Below are 17,640 nucleotides of genomic sequence, written 5' to 3' on the forward strand. Positions count from 1 at the left end.
AAAACTCCTTATGTTACTTTTTTAGCCTTTATCGTTAGCTGTAATGAATGCTGTTAGCTTTGATAAACTGAATATATGCCAATGACTAAGCGAGAAACGTGCCAATTATTTTGTTTTAAAAAATCAATGCCTTACATCCACCTGTTTAAGCTTTATTTGTGATTTTCACTAATTCTTCGCTAAATTGCTAATTTCTTAAGAGCAGAAGATCAAAGGTGGCGTTAAACTAGCCATTCCATCCAATGGCTTAAAAGCCAGAGTATTTAATCGTTTGAGTAGCCTGATGTTTGCAAATTCCCCCGTCGATATTTTTGCCTTTGCTGGTCGAGAAATATTTCTAAAACGTGATGATTTATTGCATCCAGCGTTTAGCGGCAATAAAGCACGTAAATTCGGCTACTTTTTAGATCATGAGTTTGCCGGCATCACCAAGGTGATAGGCCATGGCTCACCCTTAGCGAACTCTTTGTATTCCCTATCAACATTGGCCAAGATGAAAGGCTGGCAGTGTGATTTTTATGTTGACCATATTGCCAGTCAGATTGTTAAGCATCCCACGGGGAATTACGCTGCGGCATTGGCAAATGGCGCCAATATTATCGACTTAAGTGAGTTAATGGCGCAAAAGCTGGCGTTTACTCAGTCGCAGGATGAACCTCAGGTTTTATCTGACCTTAATGTTAGTTGTGACCCTGCTTTGCAAACGGGTGGTGCGCGACTGAGTTGCCAAGAGTATATCGAGACTCAAGTACTCGCGAATGAGCCGACGGCGCTTTTTATCCCAGAGGGTGGACGTTGTTCCTACGCTGAATACGGGGTAAATGTATTGGCGCAAGAAATAGTGCAATTTGCGCAGGCGAATGATTTAGTCGATTTAACAGTATTTTTACCGTCGGGGACGGGGACGACGGCGTTATTTTTAAATCAGTACTTTATTCGTCAGCAAACGGCGATTCGCGTCGTGACTTGCGCCGTGGTGGGCGGCGATGATTATTTACGTTTACAATTCTCTATGCTTAATCCAAATACTCTCGAGCATCCACATATCGTGAATGTCGGCAAAAAATATCACTTTGGTAAACTCTACCCTGAATTCTATGCCATGTGGCAGCGGGTTTGTGCCTCAGGAGTTCAGTTTGAATTAATCTACGATCCCTTAGGTTTTATTGTGCTTGAGGATTACTTACAGCGTAGTGAATTAGATCATGTGATGTATTTGCATCAAGGCGGATTATTGGGGAATGAGACTATGTTGCCGCGTTATCAGCGTAAATTTGGCTAAAGTAGCTAAGCCCACGGTGCAGGCTATTTACTTAGTGACGCTAAGACATAATGTGTTTGAAGCTGTGTCATGCCTAAGTTAAGCTTATGATATTGAATGATGGGGAATACTCATGACTGAAGCGGAACATCTTGCCAATTACGATCCTAAGGCTTTCAAGGCTCAGCTACTGACAGTGGATGCCGTATTGTTTACCTACCATGATCAGCAGCTTAAAGTACTCTTAGTGCAACGTTCAAACCATCCTTTTTTAGGTTTGTGGGGATTACCCGGAGGCTTTATAGATGAAAATTGCGATCAATCCTTAGAACAAACCGTATTACGTAAACTGCATGAGAAAACCGCGGTAGTGCCACCTTATATTGAGCAGCTATGCACTGTGGGTAATAGTGGCCGTGATATAAGAGGCTGGTCCGTGACTGTGTGTTACACCGCCTTGATGAGTTATCAAGCCTGCCAAATCCAAATTGATTCAGTGAGTGATGTTAAGTGGTGGCCGTTAGAGGATGTGTTACAGATGCCATTAGCGTTTGATCATCTGCAGTTAATTGAGCAAGCGCGGGAACGCTTAACACAGAAAGCCTTATATTCTTTAGTGCCAGGCTTTGCACTGTCTGAACCTTTTACCTTGCCAGAACTGCAGCATGTACATGAAGTTTTACTGGGTAAGCCTATCCAAGGTAAATCTTTTCGTCGGCGGGTTGAACAGGCCGATTTATTGATCGATACCGGATTGAAGCGCACTGAACGGGGGCGTCCTGCGAATTTATACCGCTTGAAACCCGATACCGCATCGTACCGATTCTTAAGAAATTTAGAATGTTGATCAAAGTCGTTGCAGATTGAAACGCGTTTTCATGGGGCTAATGACAACTGCTTATGTTTTAGGTTTTGATATTACTCAACAGCTTTTTTCCTATTCAGTTACCTAAATTGCATATAGTGTCTAAAAGACACTATATGCAATTTAGGTATATCAATGGCTTTTATTTCGTCATAAATAGTCTAAAAATCAACTTTACATAATAATGTCTTTAAGACACTATTGGTTCTGTAGACAACAAGGGCGCCGTTAATTGCGGTAATCTTGCCATAGACAGGAGGTTAGTATGTCTCAACGTATTCAAGCATCTAAAAGCATTCAAGCGTATCAAGGCACTGTTAACGCTCAACAACTGCAAGCCGATTTTTATCAGTTACCCGCAGCTAGTGATGAGGCTCATTACCGTTTATTTCAATTTGGCGCGGGGGAGAATCATGTTCAACTGCTGGTTCCTCCAGCGAAACGCGTCACACTTTTCTTCGGCTATCGTGGCGATCATTCCATCATGCAGCTCTTGTTGTTAACTGATGCATTACGCCGCAGCGGTGCAGAGCAAATCGATCTGTTACTTCCTTATATGCCGGGCGCCCGCCAAGATAGAGTGTGTAATGTGGGCGAGGCCTTATCGGTAAAAGTCTATGCCAGCCTGATTAATCAGCAGCAATATACTTCAGTCAGCATTTTTGACCCGCACAGCGATGTCACCGCCGCATTGTTAGACCGAGTGCAAGTTATTGACAACCAAAGCTTTGTCGCTGCGATTGCAGCTCAATTATCGGGTGAGCTAGTGTTAGTCTCACCCGATGCGGGGGCGAATAAGAAAGTATTCGGCTTAGCGAAAGCGTTACAGGGAATGCCGGTGATCAGGGCCGATAAGCATCGTGATGTGGTCAATGGTCATATTATCGCTACCGAAGTGTTCTGTGATGATTTATCGGGTAAAACCTGCTTAATCGTCGATGACATTTGTGCTGGTGGCAGAACCTTTATCGAACTTGCCATCAAGTTAAAGCAAAAGGGGGCCCAAAGCGTCATTTTGATCGTGTCACATTATGAAGATAAGGCCAGCGAATCGGCTCTGCGCGAGGTGGGCATCGACAGATTATTTTGTACCGATAGTTTAGGTGTCCCTGCACATATTTCGAGCGAGTTCTGTGATTGTCATGCTGTTTTGAGTTATATGAATCATTAAGGAAAATATTATGTACTTGAATCCCGTTACCGCCATTGATGGCTACAAAGTCGACCACCGTCGTCAGTATCCCGATAATACTCAAGTGATTTTTAGTAACTTGACCGCCCGTAAATCCCGTCGTGGTTATACAGACCAAATGGTGTTTTTTGGCTTGCAGTATTTTATCAAGCATTTCTTGATCGACAGTTGGAACCGTGATTTCTTTCAACAACCCAAAGATCAGGTCATTCGCCAATTCTCCCGCCGTATCAATAACTATCTCGGGCCAAATAATGTCGGTACTCAGCATATTGAGGAGTTGCATGACTTAGATTATTTACCAATAAAAATCATGGCATTACCTGAAGGCTCAGTGTATCCACTAAAAGTGCCTTGCTTGGTTTTGTACAATACCGATGAGCGGTTCTTTTGGTTGACCAATTATCTCGAAACCATCCTTTCCGCGAATGTGTGGGGTATGTGTACCAGTGCTACTACCGCGCTGCAATACCGCAAAATATTTGAGACTTACGCGCTAGAAACCGATGGTGACATCGCATTTGTTGATTGGCAGGGCCATGATTTTAGTTTCCGCGGCATGTATGGTGCAGAGGCTGCGGTAATGAGCGGCGCCGCCCATTTACTCAGTTTTACGGGTACAGATACCATTCCCGCGATTGATTTTCTTGAACAATATTATCTTGCAGACAGTGATAAGGAACTCGTTGGCGGCAGTGTGGCCGCAACGGAGCACAGTGTGATGTGTGCGGGTGGTATGGAGAATGAATTAGAGACGTTCCGCCGTCTGATTGAAGATATTTATCCTAGCGGCATTGTGAGTATCGTTTCTGATTCTTGGGATTTTTGGCAGGTGATGACAGAGTTCACCGTTGCCTTAAAAGACCGTATTCTTGCGCGTGAGGGTAAAGTGGTGTTTAGGCCTGATACGGGTTGTCCGGTGAAGATCATTTGTGGCGATCCACAAGCAGCTGTGGGGAGCCCTGAGTATAAAGGCGCTATCGAGTGTTTGTGGGATGTCTTTGGGGGCAGCACAACTGCCAAAGGTTACAAATTACTCGATAGCCATGTCGGACTGATTTATGGCGATTCAATCACCATTGAGCGGGCTGAAGCCATTTGTGCCGGCTTAAAGGCCAAAGGTTTTGCGTCAACCAATATTGTGTTTGGGATTGGCAGTTTTACCTATCAACACGTGACCCGAGATACCGACGGTTACGCGGTGAAAGCGACCTTTGCGAAAGTTGATGGTAAAGACAGAGAAATATTTAAAGATCCTAAAACCGATGACGGTACTAAAAAATCGGCTAAGGGACTGGTTGCGGTGTTTAAAGATGAGCAAGGGCAATTTTATCTTAAAGATCAAGCGAGCTGGCAAGATGTTAACAATTGCGAGTTTGTCCCCGTATTTGCCGATGGTGAACTCTTAACTGAATATTCTTTGGCAGATATTCGCGCAAGCTTGGCAGAGTCCAGACGTTGAGCCTATAGAATTGTAATTTTTAACGACTATAGACAATAGCTAAGATAAAACTGGCAATGTGATTTTTATCAGGATCATATTGTCAGTTCAGTTCAGTTCAGTTCAGTTATGAATTGATGTTCAGTCGTATAAGTAAAACGCCCCATAAATAGTTAAATGCAAATACAAGCGATTAAGGCAGCAACTGGTTTCGCTTAAGGATTTTATAGGTACGTTGGCCTATCTTTTCGAGGTTTTTTAAATCTTTTAGGCTGGGTATCGCATCTGAATATTGCCAATAGCTGATTTCTGCATCGAGCATTTCAAGCATTTTTTTCGAACAACCTAAACATTGTCCCTGGCACAATTGTGCTTCTTCTAAGTTGAGTGGAATAGTCGCTTTGATCTGGTTTATCAAGCTTTGCATGGCGATTTGGGTATTGGGTTTTGGCATAGAAGAGGTACTTAACAGTATTCATGGGAATGAATATTAGCGGATGCTGCAGTGGAAGTAGGTGATCTAAGCTGGATTTGACTCATTTGACTCATTTGGTTCGGCAGGTATCTGTGTGAGAGAGATACAGCCTGAACCAAATGTGTTCGTCATCATGACGTAAAAAAGGATAGCGTGTTCGTGACATTCGGCTATCAGTTTACTTAAGTGCTCGGTACTGCGAAGAGAATGGAAACCGATTAAATACACTTGAGCAAACGGGGGATAACAGTACTTATTTCTAACTTATCGTCTAATTTATTTTTTTGACTTATTTGTTTGCGGACAATAACCATTTCATAAAGCTGATGGCTTCAGTACGCTTTGAAAAAGTCTGTCTGTTTTTACCTTGACGATCGGTAAAAGCAATTGAGGTTTTATTTACTGAGATTGAATCTACAGGAAAGTTCACTGTAATTTCATGTCCATTAATTTTGTATGACATATGCCACACTCCTTTTTGTTAATTCACCCATAGGTGAGATAGTTGTAACTATAAAATATCCTTAGCAATTTGCGAAAGATTCGTTCTATTGAGTATCGAGGTTACCCCATCTTTGATTAATTAATCAAGAGATGCTTAATCGATAAATAATACATGTTGTCGATTATGCCAATGGACTAACTTGATTCTGCCAGTTGACCATAGCTTAATGACAATACTATGACAGTGTGGAGAACAGTAAGTTCACAGACATAAGCACATGATTTTAGTGGTATCGAATGCTTGAGCTTATGGGGTTTTGCTTGTAGTAGGCTTTCTTTATGAGGACCGAACTCTGATTGCTAATGATCAGGCTGGTTTAAAAAGGTAAACAACAAGGTGTATCTCAAAACGACGTGCAGTATATCAATAAAAAATAGCTTATGCAAGTTTAATTTTTATTCAATGTGATTATTTGTTGATTAATGTTGAGGTGACGTGAATTGTTTCTGGCTATTTATTTGATTTAAAGAATAAAGCTTGGCATAAGTTATGTTCTTATCTTGTATTTAGCGGTAATGCAGTGTGTCCATAATGCGGCTTTTTAGGCAATATAGGATGAAGTAACGTCTAGCAAATTGAATTAAAAATGCTCGCAAAATAGAACAAAAATCCCACTGAAATAGGTTATTTCAATGGGATTAATGGCTTATTTCGTAACTGAAGATTCAGTAACTGAAAATTTAGCAACTGATTCATCTAAACAAATTGAATAAATTAAGTCACGCTATAGCGCAGGCAGTAGGCTTAATAAATCAGTTCACCTATGGGGTTAAGCAGCTTGCTTAGGCCTTTGGTAAAATGCAGTGGCGCATCTAACACTGTGTAGCATAAACAACCGTCAACGGTTTTTGGTGAGTGGTGATGTTGGCTATCGAGCACAATAAAATCACCTGGCACATAGTCACCATTAAGATCCGAAAACTCTCCAGCCAGTAATAGTGTTAGTTCATAACCTTTGTGGGTATGTTGCGGGATTTCACCTTGGGCATCTATGTGTAACAAGCTCGCGCGGGTGTTCATTTCATCGACATCAAAACGCATGCGACTGACTTTGCCTAGGATCTGCCAAGGACGAGCCAAATGCTGGCGAAATACCGATGGCACTGTGTAATGCTGTTGTTTAACTTGAATATTTAGAGGAGCATTATTAGGCACATCCGTTGCCGCAGGCTGAGCCATGATTTGCGCCAGCATAGCGTCAATATCCACCACTGGTACATTAGTAGCTTGAGTGTTTTCAGCAATATGTGCAGTATGAATCGTCGCTTTATCAGTATGCTTTACAGCATGAGCATCATCTGGATTTAAAGCCAAATTGGCGGCTTGCTCTGTTAATAGGGCAAGTTGCTCACGACACGTCTCACATAACGCGCAATGCGCTGATACCGCGATGGCCATCGACAAAGGTAAGTCCCCATTTGCATGGCTTACGAGTAATTCTGGTTGGGGATGATGCTTAATCATTGTGTGTCTCCAAGAAACTTTTCAACTTTTCTAGCCCGAGTCTTAATCGCGACTTTATGGTCCCTATTGGCACCTTGAGAGCATCGGCTAACTCTTGTTGAGTGAGTTCTTGCATGTAAATACCTTGCACGACTTGTCGTTGCGCGAGGGGAAGGGCATCAAGATGTTGGAGGAGTTTCGCCGTCAATTTATGATCAGTGAGTGTGTCTTGAGCCATGGTTGCATCGCACAATGGCCAAATATCATCGCCAAAGGTATCTTCTTTATTGTGTTGTACTCGTCTCAGCATATCGAAACACTGATTACGCATTATGGTAAACACCCAAGTTGTCACTGAGCCTTTTTCAGCATTGTACAGGTGGGCCTTAGTCCACACGCTGGTCATAGTTTCTTGAACTAAATCCATGGCTAAGCCTTGTTGATTCAGTCTTTGCAAACCAAAGGCGCGGATCTTGGGCATAAAATGCTGGAATAAGTGCCCAAAGGCGGCTCTATCGCGCTTATCTGCTACTTGAAGCATGAACGTGATTAAAGCATCTGCTTGAGGCTCGCAGGTTTTAACAGCGGGAATGTCGTTATCCATAGCCGAATGAGTCAGAGACGTGATAGGGCCATGATACCGATTTTGCCTGCTTTGTGATTGAATATTTTCCATTATTTTCGCTCTTATCCCAGTCGTTAGTGCTGAGTTTGAGATCAGTAACGACAAAATTGAGAGGCTTGTTTCACTTCTGAGCCCAGTTTTACTGTCAAACTTACAATCAATACGGAGTGGCTTAAATAAAGGATCATTCACAGGATTATTTTATCACGGCCCGTAATAGATCTCGGGTCATAATATGATCTAAGGTATTAATGCAGTTGTACTTTTCTGAGGCTTGCACGGGCAATATTTCTAGCCAGCGTTGGCAGACCCAAGCAATGTCTTCAAACTGTTCAGCTTGATAGTGCTTGAGATGTTGTGGATATTCCTTAAGAATGTTTTGTAACATTTGACTCAAGTAACGTTCATCGGTCGCAATACGTACAGCAGGCCAATTGTCGATTAAACTGACGTCTCCGCGCTTTAAACCATCAGCTTCGACACTGATTTTATCAAGTTTAAAGCGTTTTGAACCTTGAATACTGATCCCTAATAGTCCGTCTGGTAAGGTTTCAAAATCAATAATATGCACTAAGGTGCCTATGGGCTGAATGGTTTTGCCATCCTCTTCGAGCATACATAAGCCAAAGCCTTCGCCTGACTTTAACGATTCGGCGACTAAACGCTTATATCTAGGTTCAAATACCCGCAGTTGTGTGTAACCTTCGGGCAATAAACAAATGGGTAGTGGAAAAAGAGGTAATTTCATCGTGGCCTCTGGTGAACTTATGTTCCTATCATTACGTACCATAGTGGCAGTTCGATCAGTAAAATTATTCAACAATAGTTTACCCATATTTAGAGGATGGCATGAAATTAAATCCATTTGAGAAAAAGCTCGTTCAGCATCCAATACGTTTTTGGCTACAAAATCATGTCGAAGCGCCTTTACTCACGTCTATGATGCCTAAACCTATGGCTCGTTGCGAGCGTGCATTAGAAATCGGTTGTGGGTTTGGTAATGGTATTCAGTTGATCCGCGAGCATTTTGGCGCAGGACATATCACGGCCGTGGATATCGACCCTGAAATGGTCGCAGCGGCGCAATCTCGCTGGCAAGCTCGGCCACAAGGTTTGAAAGGGCTGAGTTTCTCGGTTGCCGACGCCTCTTGTCTTCCCTTTGCCGATGGCGAGTTCGATATGGTGTTTGATTTTGCTGTATTCCACCATATTCCAGATTGGCAGGCAGCCATTAAGGACGTTGCCCGAGTACTGAAACCAAACGGTTACTTTGTGGTAGAGGACTTATATCGCGCTGCAATTTGTAATCCACTGAGTCGACGCCTATTTGAGCATCCACAGCAAAATCGCTTTAATCACCGCGAGTGGTTACTTGTGTTGCGTCAAGCGGGGTTTGAGATAGTCTGCGACAGAAATGCCTTGGATCTTGCGGGCATGGTGCTTGCCCAGAAAGTGCTGCGTTAGGTGGCAACGCCGCTGACGCAAATTGAATGTTCGTTTTGAATGGATTGAATATTCGTGCTTTTGCTAATATTCACACTTATGCCAAAGCCAAATGTTTTGGCTATTTCGCCGCTTGAGCACAGACATGAGCCAGCAGCGCCATTGATATTCGGGGTGGAGTAAACCAAGTTAGCGGCGTGATTTTGCGAGAGTGGTTGTAATTTTTAGATAAAATAGCACCTCGGCATGGTTCTTCATGGGAGTTTACCGCTATAATTTGAGCTAATCCGTCGCATGTGAGGAAAGGATTTTCCTCAAGAGTAGAGAAGCAGCATTATGGCAAACGTACTTGCAACCGTAGATCAGCGTACCAAACTCGTGGGTGAGAACCGCCTCGAGTTGTTGCTCTTTAGCATTAATTCCACGCAGTTATTTGCCATCAACGTCTTTAAAGTCAAAGAAGTGGTTAAGCTTCCTCCCCTTAATGCCATGCCTGGGAGTCATCCTCATATTTATGGTGTTGCTAATATTCGCGGCATTTCTATCCCTGTGATTGATTTACGTTCGGCGATTGGGTTTAAACCTTTGCCGCCGGATGATGATGCCAATATGATCATCACAGAATATAACCGCAGCGTGCAGGGCTTCTTAGTCGGCAAGGTTGAGCACATTATCAACATGACATGGAGCGACATCATGCCGCCGCCGAAAACGGCGGGGCGTAATAATTATCTGACGGCAATTACCCGCATCGAACATCAAGGCAAATCGCAATTAGTGTCGATTATCGACGTAGAGAAAGTACTGGCGGAGATCATTCACTACGATATTAGTTTATCTGAAGGTGTGCTCGATGAAACCTTAGTCCATGAAATGCCAGGCAGAAAAATCTTGATTGTGGACGATTCATCGACAGCAAGGCGTCAGGTGCGTGAGACTTTAAGCCAACTAGGCATAGAAATCATTGAGGCTTCTGATGGCTTGCAGGCATTGAATTTATTACAAAAATGGCGTGATGAAGGTAAGCAAGTTTCCAAAGAATTGTTGATGATGATTACTGATGCAGAGATGCCAGAGATGGACGGTTACAAGCTGACGTCTGAAGTCCGCGGTGATAAAGCTATGTCAGATTTATATATTACCTTGAATACTTCGCTGAGTGGCAGCTTTAACCATGCCATGGTTGAAAAGGTGGGCTGTGATAAGTTTATTTCTAAGTTCCAGCCGGATCTGCTGGTGGAAGTGGTACAAGAAAGATTAAGACAAGTGATTAATCACTAAGCATTTTGAGATTCGAACTATCGGTGATTGACCTTGTGTTGGTCATCGGTAGGCTCAGCGCTTTTAACAACCGCTTTTAACAACCGCTTTTAACAACCGCTTTTAACAACCGCTTTTAACAACCGCTTTTAATGACTGTTTTTAAATGTGGCCTGTTTATATCAGACTTTTAATATCAGCCATTCAATCGTCACCTTTCCATCGCTTCTGTGCAAATCCTACCAGATTACCTTTTTATTTAACGCTCAATTACGAGGCGAATTCGGCTTCTACATCTTGTAATACTTGGCGTTTCATTTCTTTGGCGGCGGCAATATGGATGCGGGCGAGTCGTAGGGCGTAGTTGAATCTTGATCGGCCGACGAGGCGCACCAGTTCGGCAAAAAACTGTGGTTCTAAGGTGAATTGCGTCGAGTAGTACTGGATTGCAGCATTGACTGAGTTAAAGGTCACGCCATCAAATTCGAAACCTGCGTTATAACCTTGGTCGTCAATTTCTTCGCCTTCTAATACCAGTGGCCAGCCGGGTGCATTGATACGGTCGCGGGCAATCTGGTACATCATCCAAGCACTTTTCTTAAAGCCTTCAAACACTTTGCAGGAAAATTCAGACTCGGCAAGTTCTTCTTCGGTCCAATTAATTCCAATCGCGAGGTGTTTTGCATAAATGCGCATCAGTGCATCTTTGACGGCCATACGACAATCCCATATTGAGCTCAAAGGATGTTGTTTGGCTAATCGTAAGCATTCGCTGCAGGCGGGCACAGCTAATGAAGGATGTGGCGTATGTGTGTGGGCAATATATTCGAAGTGTTGATTGCTCGGTTCGCCGCAAAACCAACAGGTATGACGTTGGTCGAAGGGAATATCGATAAGCGGGATAGCAGACATCAAGGGATGAGCACCTCAGTCCTTGATGTCATTAATGGCACATTGAAGGGATTAAACTTCTTCAACATCAACCAAATCTTTTGCTAAAACAATAGGATCAAGTTCGAGGCAATCTTCATCAGTCTGCCAATCCACACCGATCAACACACCATCGTCGTTGAGATCCGACACCCAATATTCCAGAAATTCTTCTAATGAAATAGCAACGGGTTGGTAGTCGTGCCATTCGTCGCTGCAATGGGATTTTGCAGTGGCTTCACTTGACCACAATGGCATCACATCTGTGTCTTCAAATTCTGAAGAGTCACAAACGACCCAGCCTTCGCCAGTTTCATCCATTAGACCCCAAAGCGTCTGATGTTGTTTTACATTTTTGATAAAGCCAGCCAAAGCCGCATTGATTTCAGTCATGATAGGTCTCTTTGATGTGTGCTGTTAACTTATCCATTATACGGTAACATGCTGCGATACCAAGGGATTCTTTGTTAAGATTTTTCTTGTGTTGGATAACTGAGCAATAAGCCGGTGCCACAAGGTATTTATGGCGATAAGGATTGTGTTACGTGTCGCTATGGGTCAGGATTATTGGCAATGAAAAGCCTTGATGCAGCGTGCTTTGCTGACCAAGTGTGGCTCAGATAGAGGCTTTCCGTGGGGGAGAAACATGTCTTCTATACCATTGGCCGTTAAAGGTTTTTTGTAGTAGAACCTTTAACTCGTTATGCCAAGGTGAATATCTCTCTAGGGCAATGCCTTCTCGAAGAAGGAAGATTGTCGTTTTTAGCCACAGCAGTGTGATTACTGTGTCATTGTTGTTAAATCAAATATTGGAGTTGTTGATTTGATTAAAATTAAAGGGTTAACTTATCTGTTTGCGAGTATTGCCGCCTGTGTCAGCCTGAGTGCCTGTTCCAACACTAGCGCAAGTGCTAACGCAGTCAGTAGCAACGCCAGTGGCATAGCCGCTGAAGCCAACCCAATGCCCGATATCAGTGCTAGCGTACAAGCGAATGCCGAGGCATTTCCGACTTGTGTGACTGGGTTACAAGCGCGGGCACGCACTGAAGGGCTGTCAGAGGCGACGATTAACTCGACCATTGCAAATTTGAAATTTGTCCCTCGGGTGATTGAGCTAGATCAGCAACAACCTGAATTCAGCCAGACCTTCGATAATTATTTCAGTAAGCGCGCCACCGAATGGCGCGTCAATGAAGGCCGTCGCTTATTGAAAAAACACAGCGTTTTACTCAATCAACTAGCTAAAGAATATGGCGTGCCGCCGCAATATATCTTGTCTTTTTGGGGGCTTGAAACGAACTATGGTTCCTATAAAGGCAAGATGTCGGTATTGAATTCGCTCGCGACTTTGGCCTGTGAGCCACGCCGTAGCAATTATTTCACTATAGAATTGATGCAAGCCTTAAAGCTGAAAGAAAAGTATCAGTTCGATGATGACACTATGGTGGGTTCATGGGCTGGCGCCATGGGACACACGCAATTTATGCCGTCGGCCTATGCCAAATATGCCGTCGACGGTGACGGCGATGGTAAAGCCGATTTATGGAATAGCACCACAGACGCGCTGACTTCCGCCGCGAACTTTTTACAGCACTTAGGCTGGCAGCGAAATGAACGTTGGGGCCGTGAAGTCTTATTGCCAAAGGATTTTAGTTACAGCCATTTAGGTGCAAAGCAGCCCTTGGCCTTATCGGAATGGGCTGCGCTCAATGTCACGCAAGCGAATGGTCAACCTTTGCCCGCCGTGGATATTCAAGCCGCGCTGTATTTGCCTGCAGGCCATACAGGGCCTGCCTTTTTAGGCTATGAGAACTTCAATGTGATCATGCGTTGGAATCGCTCTGAGTATTATGCCATTACAGTGGGGCATCTCGCCGATCGCATTAATGGTGGCTTACCTTTGACGGTGAGCCCGCCAGAACAGCCACGCTTAAGTCGCGAGCAAGTTAAGCAACTGCAAGCAAAACTGAATGAGGCCGGATTTGATGTTGGCAAGCCAGATGGTGTGTTGGGGCGTAACTCTGTGGCAGGGCTGCAAGCCTTTCAACGGAGCAAACAGATGATTGCCGATGGCTTCCCAAGCTCTGAGGTGTTTAGCGCTTTAGGACTATCACTGTAGCCACTGTCACTGTAGTTACTGTAGCCAAAAAGCGCTCGCTGCGGGTTTTGAGCGCTTTTAGGCCGGATAAAAAAGTGGAGTGAAAAGCTCAGTTTTGTTAAGCTCGGCCCACAATTGAAATCGAAGAAAATCAAAGGATATTCGATGAGCATTAAAGACGATATGGTTGTGCAGTTTAACTACACACTGCGTGACGAGAAAGGCGAAGTGATCGAGACGAACGAAGGTCGCGATCCGATTGCCTATTTACACGGCCATGACAACATGATGCCAGGTGTAGAAAACGCCATTAATGGTAAAGCCATAGGTGAAAAATTCACTGTGACTTTACCTGCTGCCGAAACATACGGTGAGCGCGTAGCGGATGCTGATGCGCACCAACGTGTGTCGGTTAAGCACTTATTGGGCGCGACTGCGTGGAAACCGGGTATGACTGCTGTGGTCAATACTGACCAAGGTCAACGCCAAGTGACTATCGTTAAAGTGGGTAAGTTTATGGCGACTGTGGATGTAAACCATCCATTAGCGGGCCGCGAACTGACATTTGATATCGAAGTCGTTGCTGCACGTGACGCGAGTGATGAAGAAATCGCCCACGGCCATGCCCATGGCGCTGGTGGTCATCACCACTAATCTTTAGGGTTCGGCTTCGCACTTGGCTTTTATCTGACTCAATGTGAGATGAATATAAGTTCAGAATAAGTTGAATGAGTCGAGGCAGAAGATTGAATAGCAAAAGCCCAAACCTAGGTTTGGGCTTTTTTGTTTTTATGGTGCTAATGGCTTAATAGTTAGCGCAACTGCTAATGGCACTTCATCTGGCTAATGGCTCTTTATCTGGCTAATGGCTGTGTTCATGCTCGAGTGGTTTGTCGGCAAACATCATATCTAGGCTTACTTGGGTTTGTGGATGGTAGCCGCTGCGAGCCTTAAGATAGACGCTCTTGGCCCAATCGTACTGATCTGTGCTTGCAAGCTTTTGGTATAACGGCACGATTAAGCGCATGCGGCCAATATGGGTTAAGTGTTGTTTTAATGCGGGTAGTACCGCGTAATAGCCGTTGTCTAGGGCGAGCGAATACCATGCAAAAGCAATTTCACTGTTGCCTGTGCCCGTAAAATGGAACGCCTTATCCAGCTCGGCAAGCTTGGTTTGGTCTAGATTGACTCTTGGCATTTCGTTGATAAACCTTAACCACTGGTGCACTGTCCAAGTGTTGGTTTTCAACTCGCTTGCGTTAAGTTTACCGTCGAGCCAAGTTTGCCTTTGGGCATCGACATCATCGAAGGCGTGGGAGTTGGGCTGCACCAAAAATGATGGCAAACCTTGCCCTTCAATCCAAGTGTCCACTTCAGCCTCACTGACCACATTGGGGTATTTGTTTAAGAGATTCAAAGATAAATACTCACGGAACTGCGCCGTGGTAATGCTTTGAAATGCAAAATGATTGAAGTAGTTTTTTACAAAGGCATCGAAGCGCTCGCGGCCAAATTTTTGCTCTAAAAAGAGTAAAAACAACTGACCTTTTACATAAGGGACACCGCTGAAGGCTTCGTCGGGTGAGCGTTTGCCAAGATCCACATGCAACACTGAATCGCCAGGCGTGAGTTCTGCAAGCTCGGTAAGCAGCTCTGAATAGCCGATGGTTTGCTCCATTAGCGCTCGGTCGCGGCCGTAGAGATCTTCCATGATGCGGTTCTCAACATAGGTCGTAAAACCTTCATTAAGCCAGAGATCGCGCCAAGTGGCGTTGGTCACCAAGTTCCCCGACCACGAGTGGGCAAGTTCATGGGCAATCAGACTCACTAAACTTTTATCACCCGCGATCACTGTTGGCGTAATAAACGAAAGCCGTGGATTTTCCATCCCGCCGAAGGGGAAGCTTGGCGGCAAAATAAGCAAGTCATAACGTCCCCAACGGTAATCGCCGTAACGTTTAGCGGCGATTTTGATCATCTCCGGCGTGTCGGCAAATTCCTTGCTGGCTTTGTCGAGGATTTCTGGCTCAGCCCAAATGCCCGAGATGTTATCTAAAGGGGCGAACTTTAAATGCCCGGCTGCGATGGCGATTAAATAAGCTGGGATCGCCTGCGGCATAGTGAATTGGGTCTGCGTGCTCGACAGGGTTTTACGATCGGCACTCATGACCACAGTAATGGCTTTATCGGCAGTAATCGTTGCGCTATAGGTTTGGCGCACGGCTGGGGTATCTTGCAGTGGGATCCAGCTGCGAGCATGAATCGCCTGACTCTGACTGAACATAAAAGGTAACTGTTTACCTTGGGTTTGCTCAGGAGTTAACCATTGAATACCGGATGGATTATTCGACGTGTGGTAATTGATTTTAACTTTTTGGGTATCTTCATCGGCAAGTTTGATGGTCAGCGCCGCGCCTTTTACAACGTCCGCTTTGGCTAAGGTAAAGGGCACGCTTTGCCATTTCCCTGTTGTATTCAAAGCACTCACACTGTTAATCGTCAGATCTCGAGTATCTAAGATGAGTTCTTTCCCCGCCTTATACCAAGCTAAATCGAGGATGGCTTCACCGGATAAGCGGTTCTGCTTAAAATCGACGGCAAGGGCTAGTTCAACATGACTCACGCTGACTTCAGTGTAATTGGCGAAGGTCAGTGCATCTTGGTTCTGCTGCGCCTGTGCTTGTACAACAGTGGCAGTCGGTTCAGCGGCTAGCGTATTAGTAGCGCTATTGGCATCAGTGCTAGGAAGGAGTTGCAGCGCAAAAAGTAGGGCGCTGCTCAGGACGGTACTGCGAAGTGAAAGCATTATTTAACAGCCTAATGATGAAGTATTTTAGTTCGAGTTTGGGCCGATAACAGCATCAATGCTGCTTGGTTTTCTATCGGCTCTATCTATATAGGGCAAAAGTTTACCTGATAATCCAGTGGATTTGTTATCTCACTGTTAGCTCAAATGTAATCAAACTTTAATGGCTCGTATGCCGGCAAGGAAATGCCATCGGTAAAAGACCACAAGTTTGCTATGATGTCGGCGTTTTCACATAGGGCGGTTATCAAAATGGTGTTAGATTTTTCGCAGGGTAAGTTAATCGTCACTGAGTTCGAAGTGCAAGTGCGGCTCAATGTTGCCAGTATCGTGCTGCAAGCGAGTGCTGAGGATATCGGTTTGAGACGTCAGCCACCTATGTTAATCGCCGATGGTGGCGGTGTGCGTTGGAGCTTAGTGTTGGACTCAAATGCCCAGTTACGTGCGATTCAAGATGTACTGGGAATGGATGCGGAATAAAGTACGCCTGCATAGTGCATAGTGGTTAACTTATAGATTTATCATCAGTTTCTAGTTGATGAGTGTTTAATATCGAATTGGGGATTTTTTAGTATGTCAGTTTCTCTCGAGCGTATTGTCGTTGAACCTAAGACACCCGCTACAGCCGTGGTCATTTGGTTACATGGATTAGGGGATTCGGGTGCCGGATTTGCCCCCGTAGTGCCTGCATTAGGCTTACCTGCCGATCATGCTATCCGGTTTATTTTCCCCCATGCACCGGAGCAAGCCGTGACCATTAATGGCGGCTACGTCATGCGCGCTTGGTACGATATTAAAAGCATGGATTTGCACGACAGAGCTGATATGCAAGGCGTGCTTGAGTCGGAGAAAAGGGTTGCTGCATTAATTAACGAACAAATCGCGGCGGGTATTGCGAGCGAGCGTATCGTATTAGCAGGATTCAGTCAGGGCGGAGTCATGAGTTTATTCTCTGGACTGCGTTTCCCCGAGCAACTTGCAGGGATTATGGCGCTGTCTTGCTATTTACCGACGGGCGATGTATTACCCGCTGAATTAAGCGCAGCGAATCGCAATACACCCATATTACAGCAACACGGTCTACAGGATGATGTAGTGCCACTATCCGCTGGAACATTAGCCAAAGAAGCCTTAATTACGGGCGGTTATAATGTGGTGTGGCAGACTTATCCTATGCCGCATTCAGTGATCCCTGCGCAGTTAAACGAGATTTCTAAGTGGTTATTACAGCGATTTGAAATGTAGAGAAGTCTAATTGCTGATAAAAACAGCATGCGGTAAATTGAAAATTGCCCA

18 protein-coding genes are annotated in these 17,640 nt (G+C 44.6%); 10 read left to right on the forward strand and 8 right to left on the reverse strand.

Features of this window, described 5'->3' with window-relative positions; genetic code table 11:
* Nucleotides 1–283 precede the first annotated feature (283 nt).
* The 4 genes from Q4Q49_RS16990 (at nucleotide 284) to Q4Q49_RS17005 (ending at nucleotide 4,780) form a co-directional block, all read left to right on the forward strand.
* Complete coding sequence (locus Q4Q49_RS16990; RefSeq protein WP_311999920.1) at nucleotides 284–1,282, forward strand: pyridoxal-phosphate dependent enzyme; 999 nt, start codon at nucleotides 284–286, stop codon at nucleotides 1,280–1,282.
* A 112-nt stretch (nucleotides 1,283–1,394) separates the two neighbouring features.
* Entirely contained in the window at nucleotides 1,395–2,108 is a 714-nt protein-coding gene (locus tag Q4Q49_RS16995) for an NrtR DNA-binding winged helix domain-containing protein (protein WP_311999921.1), read from the forward strand.
* 283 nt (nucleotides 2,109–2,391) lie between these two features.
* Nucleotides 2,392–3,297 (forward strand): ribose-phosphate diphosphokinase, encoded by a 906-nt coding sequence (prs, locus tag Q4Q49_RS17000; protein ID WP_311999922.1) that lies wholly within the window; start codon nucleotides 2,392–2,394, stop codon nucleotides 3,295–3,297.
* A 10-nt stretch (nucleotides 3,298–3,307) separates the two neighbouring features.
* A complete protein-coding gene (locus tag Q4Q49_RS17005) occupies nucleotides 3,308–4,780 on the forward strand; it encodes a nicotinate phosphoribosyltransferase (RefSeq protein ID WP_311999923.1) in 1,473 nt (490 codons plus the stop codon).
* A 172-nt stretch (nucleotides 4,781–4,952) separates the two neighbouring features.
* Here the strand turns inward: Q4Q49_RS17005 and Q4Q49_RS17010 are convergent, their stop codons facing one another.
* From Q4Q49_RS17010 to Q4Q49_RS17030, 5 genes are all read right to left on the reverse strand, one after another.
* The gene (locus tag Q4Q49_RS17010; RefSeq protein WP_220590521.1) at nucleotides 4,953–5,213 is read right to left on the reverse strand and encodes a hypothetical protein; all 261 of its coding nucleotides are present in this window, start codon (nucleotides 5,211–5,213) and stop codon (nucleotides 4,953–4,955) included.
* Nucleotides 5,214–5,523: 310 nt separating this feature from the next.
* On the reverse strand, nucleotides 5,524–5,697 hold the full coding sequence (locus tag Q4Q49_RS17015) for a hypothetical protein (RefSeq protein ID WP_006082106.1): 174 nt from the start codon (nucleotides 5,695–5,697) through the stop codon (nucleotides 5,524–5,526).
* A gap of 786 nt (nucleotides 5,698–6,483) precedes the next feature.
* Nucleotides 6,484–7,203 carry a ChrR family anti-sigma-E factor gene (locus tag Q4Q49_RS17020; protein WP_311999924.1) on the reverse strand — a complete coding sequence of 240 codons (720 nt, stop codon included), beginning with the start codon at nucleotides 7,201–7,203 and terminating at the stop codon, nucleotides 6,484–6,486.
* Complete coding sequence (locus Q4Q49_RS17025) at nucleotides 7,196–7,858, reverse strand: sigma-70 family RNA polymerase sigma factor (RefSeq protein WP_220777787.1); 663 nt, start codon at nucleotides 7,856–7,858, stop codon at nucleotides 7,196–7,198. Before Q4Q49_RS17025 ends, Q4Q49_RS17020 begins: the two co-directional genes overlap by 8 nt.
* Nucleotides 7,859–8,003: 145 nt before the next feature.
* Nucleotides 8,004–8,555 carry an LON peptidase substrate-binding domain-containing protein gene (locus Q4Q49_RS17030; RefSeq protein WP_259563976.1) on the reverse strand — a complete coding sequence of 184 codons (552 nt, stop codon included), beginning with the start codon at nucleotides 8,553–8,555 and terminating at the stop codon, nucleotides 8,004–8,006.
* A gap of 101 nt (nucleotides 8,556–8,656) precedes the next feature.
* Here Q4Q49_RS17030 and Q4Q49_RS17035 point away from each other — a divergent pair, with 101 nt between their 5' ends.
* Together Q4Q49_RS17035 and Q4Q49_RS17040 are read left to right on the forward strand one after the other, a co-directional pair.
* On the forward strand, nucleotides 8,657–9,271 hold the full coding sequence (locus Q4Q49_RS17035; RefSeq protein ID WP_259563977.1) for a class I SAM-dependent methyltransferase: 615 nt from the start codon (nucleotides 8,657–8,659) through the stop codon (nucleotides 9,269–9,271).
* A gap of 315 nt (nucleotides 9,272–9,586) precedes the next feature.
* Nucleotides 9,587–10,531 carry a chemotaxis protein CheV gene (locus tag Q4Q49_RS17040; RefSeq protein WP_311999926.1) on the forward strand — a complete coding sequence of 315 codons (945 nt, stop codon included), beginning with the start codon at nucleotides 9,587–9,589 and terminating at the stop codon, nucleotides 10,529–10,531.
* 249 nt (nucleotides 10,532–10,780) lie between these two features.
* Here Q4Q49_RS17040 and Q4Q49_RS17045 read toward each other — a convergent pair whose 3' ends face one another.
* Together Q4Q49_RS17045 and Q4Q49_RS17050 are read right to left on the reverse strand one after the other, a co-directional pair.
* Entirely contained in the window at nucleotides 10,781–11,422 is a 642-nt protein-coding gene (locus tag Q4Q49_RS17045) for a hypothetical protein (RefSeq protein WP_311991155.1), read from the reverse strand.
* 51 nt (nucleotides 11,423–11,473) lie between these two features.
* Nucleotides 11,474–11,833: a DUF2750 domain-containing protein gene (locus tag Q4Q49_RS17050; protein WP_006082098.1), complete on the reverse strand. Its 360-nt coding sequence runs from the start codon at nucleotides 11,831–11,833 to the stop codon at nucleotides 11,474–11,476.
* Nucleotides 11,834–12,263: 430 nt separating this feature from the next.
* Here Q4Q49_RS17050 and Q4Q49_RS17055 point away from each other — a divergent pair, with 430 nt between their 5' ends.
* Complete coding sequence (locus Q4Q49_RS17055; RefSeq protein WP_311999927.1) at nucleotides 12,264–13,559, forward strand: lytic murein transglycosylase; 1,296 nt, start codon at nucleotides 12,264–12,266, stop codon at nucleotides 13,557–13,559.
* A gap of 144 nt (nucleotides 13,560–13,703) precedes the next feature.
* Nucleotides 13,704–14,192: a peptidylprolyl isomerase gene (locus Q4Q49_RS17060; protein WP_226058395.1), complete on the forward strand. Its 489-nt coding sequence runs from the start codon at nucleotides 13,704–13,706 to the stop codon at nucleotides 14,190–14,192.
* Nucleotides 14,193–14,400: 208 nt separating this feature from the next.
* Here Q4Q49_RS17060 and Q4Q49_RS17065 read toward each other — a convergent pair whose 3' ends face one another.
* The gene (locus Q4Q49_RS17065; protein ID WP_311999928.1) at nucleotides 14,401–16,344 is read right to left on the reverse strand and encodes a M1 family metallopeptidase; all 1,944 of its coding nucleotides are present in this window, start codon (nucleotides 16,342–16,344) and stop codon (nucleotides 14,401–14,403) included.
* Nucleotides 16,345–16,596: 252 nt separating this feature from the next.
* Between Q4Q49_RS17065 and Q4Q49_RS17070 the strand changes: the two genes are divergently transcribed.
* Complete coding sequence (locus Q4Q49_RS17070; RefSeq protein WP_006082094.1) at nucleotides 16,597–16,824, forward strand: DUF3389 family protein; 228 nt, start codon at nucleotides 16,597–16,599, stop codon at nucleotides 16,822–16,824.
* A 93-nt stretch (nucleotides 16,825–16,917) separates the two neighbouring features.
* Nucleotides 16,918–17,589, forward strand: a complete 672-nt coding sequence (locus tag Q4Q49_RS17075; RefSeq protein WP_107404340.1) for an alpha/beta hydrolase — start codon at nucleotides 16,918–16,920, stop codon at nucleotides 17,587–17,589.
* Nucleotides 17,590–17,640 lie beyond the last annotated feature (51 nt).

It is taken from the genome of Shewanella sp. SP1S1-7, from assembly GCF_031932105.1.
GTDB lineage: Bacteria > Pseudomonadota > Gammaproteobacteria > Enterobacterales > Shewanellaceae > Shewanella > Shewanella baltica.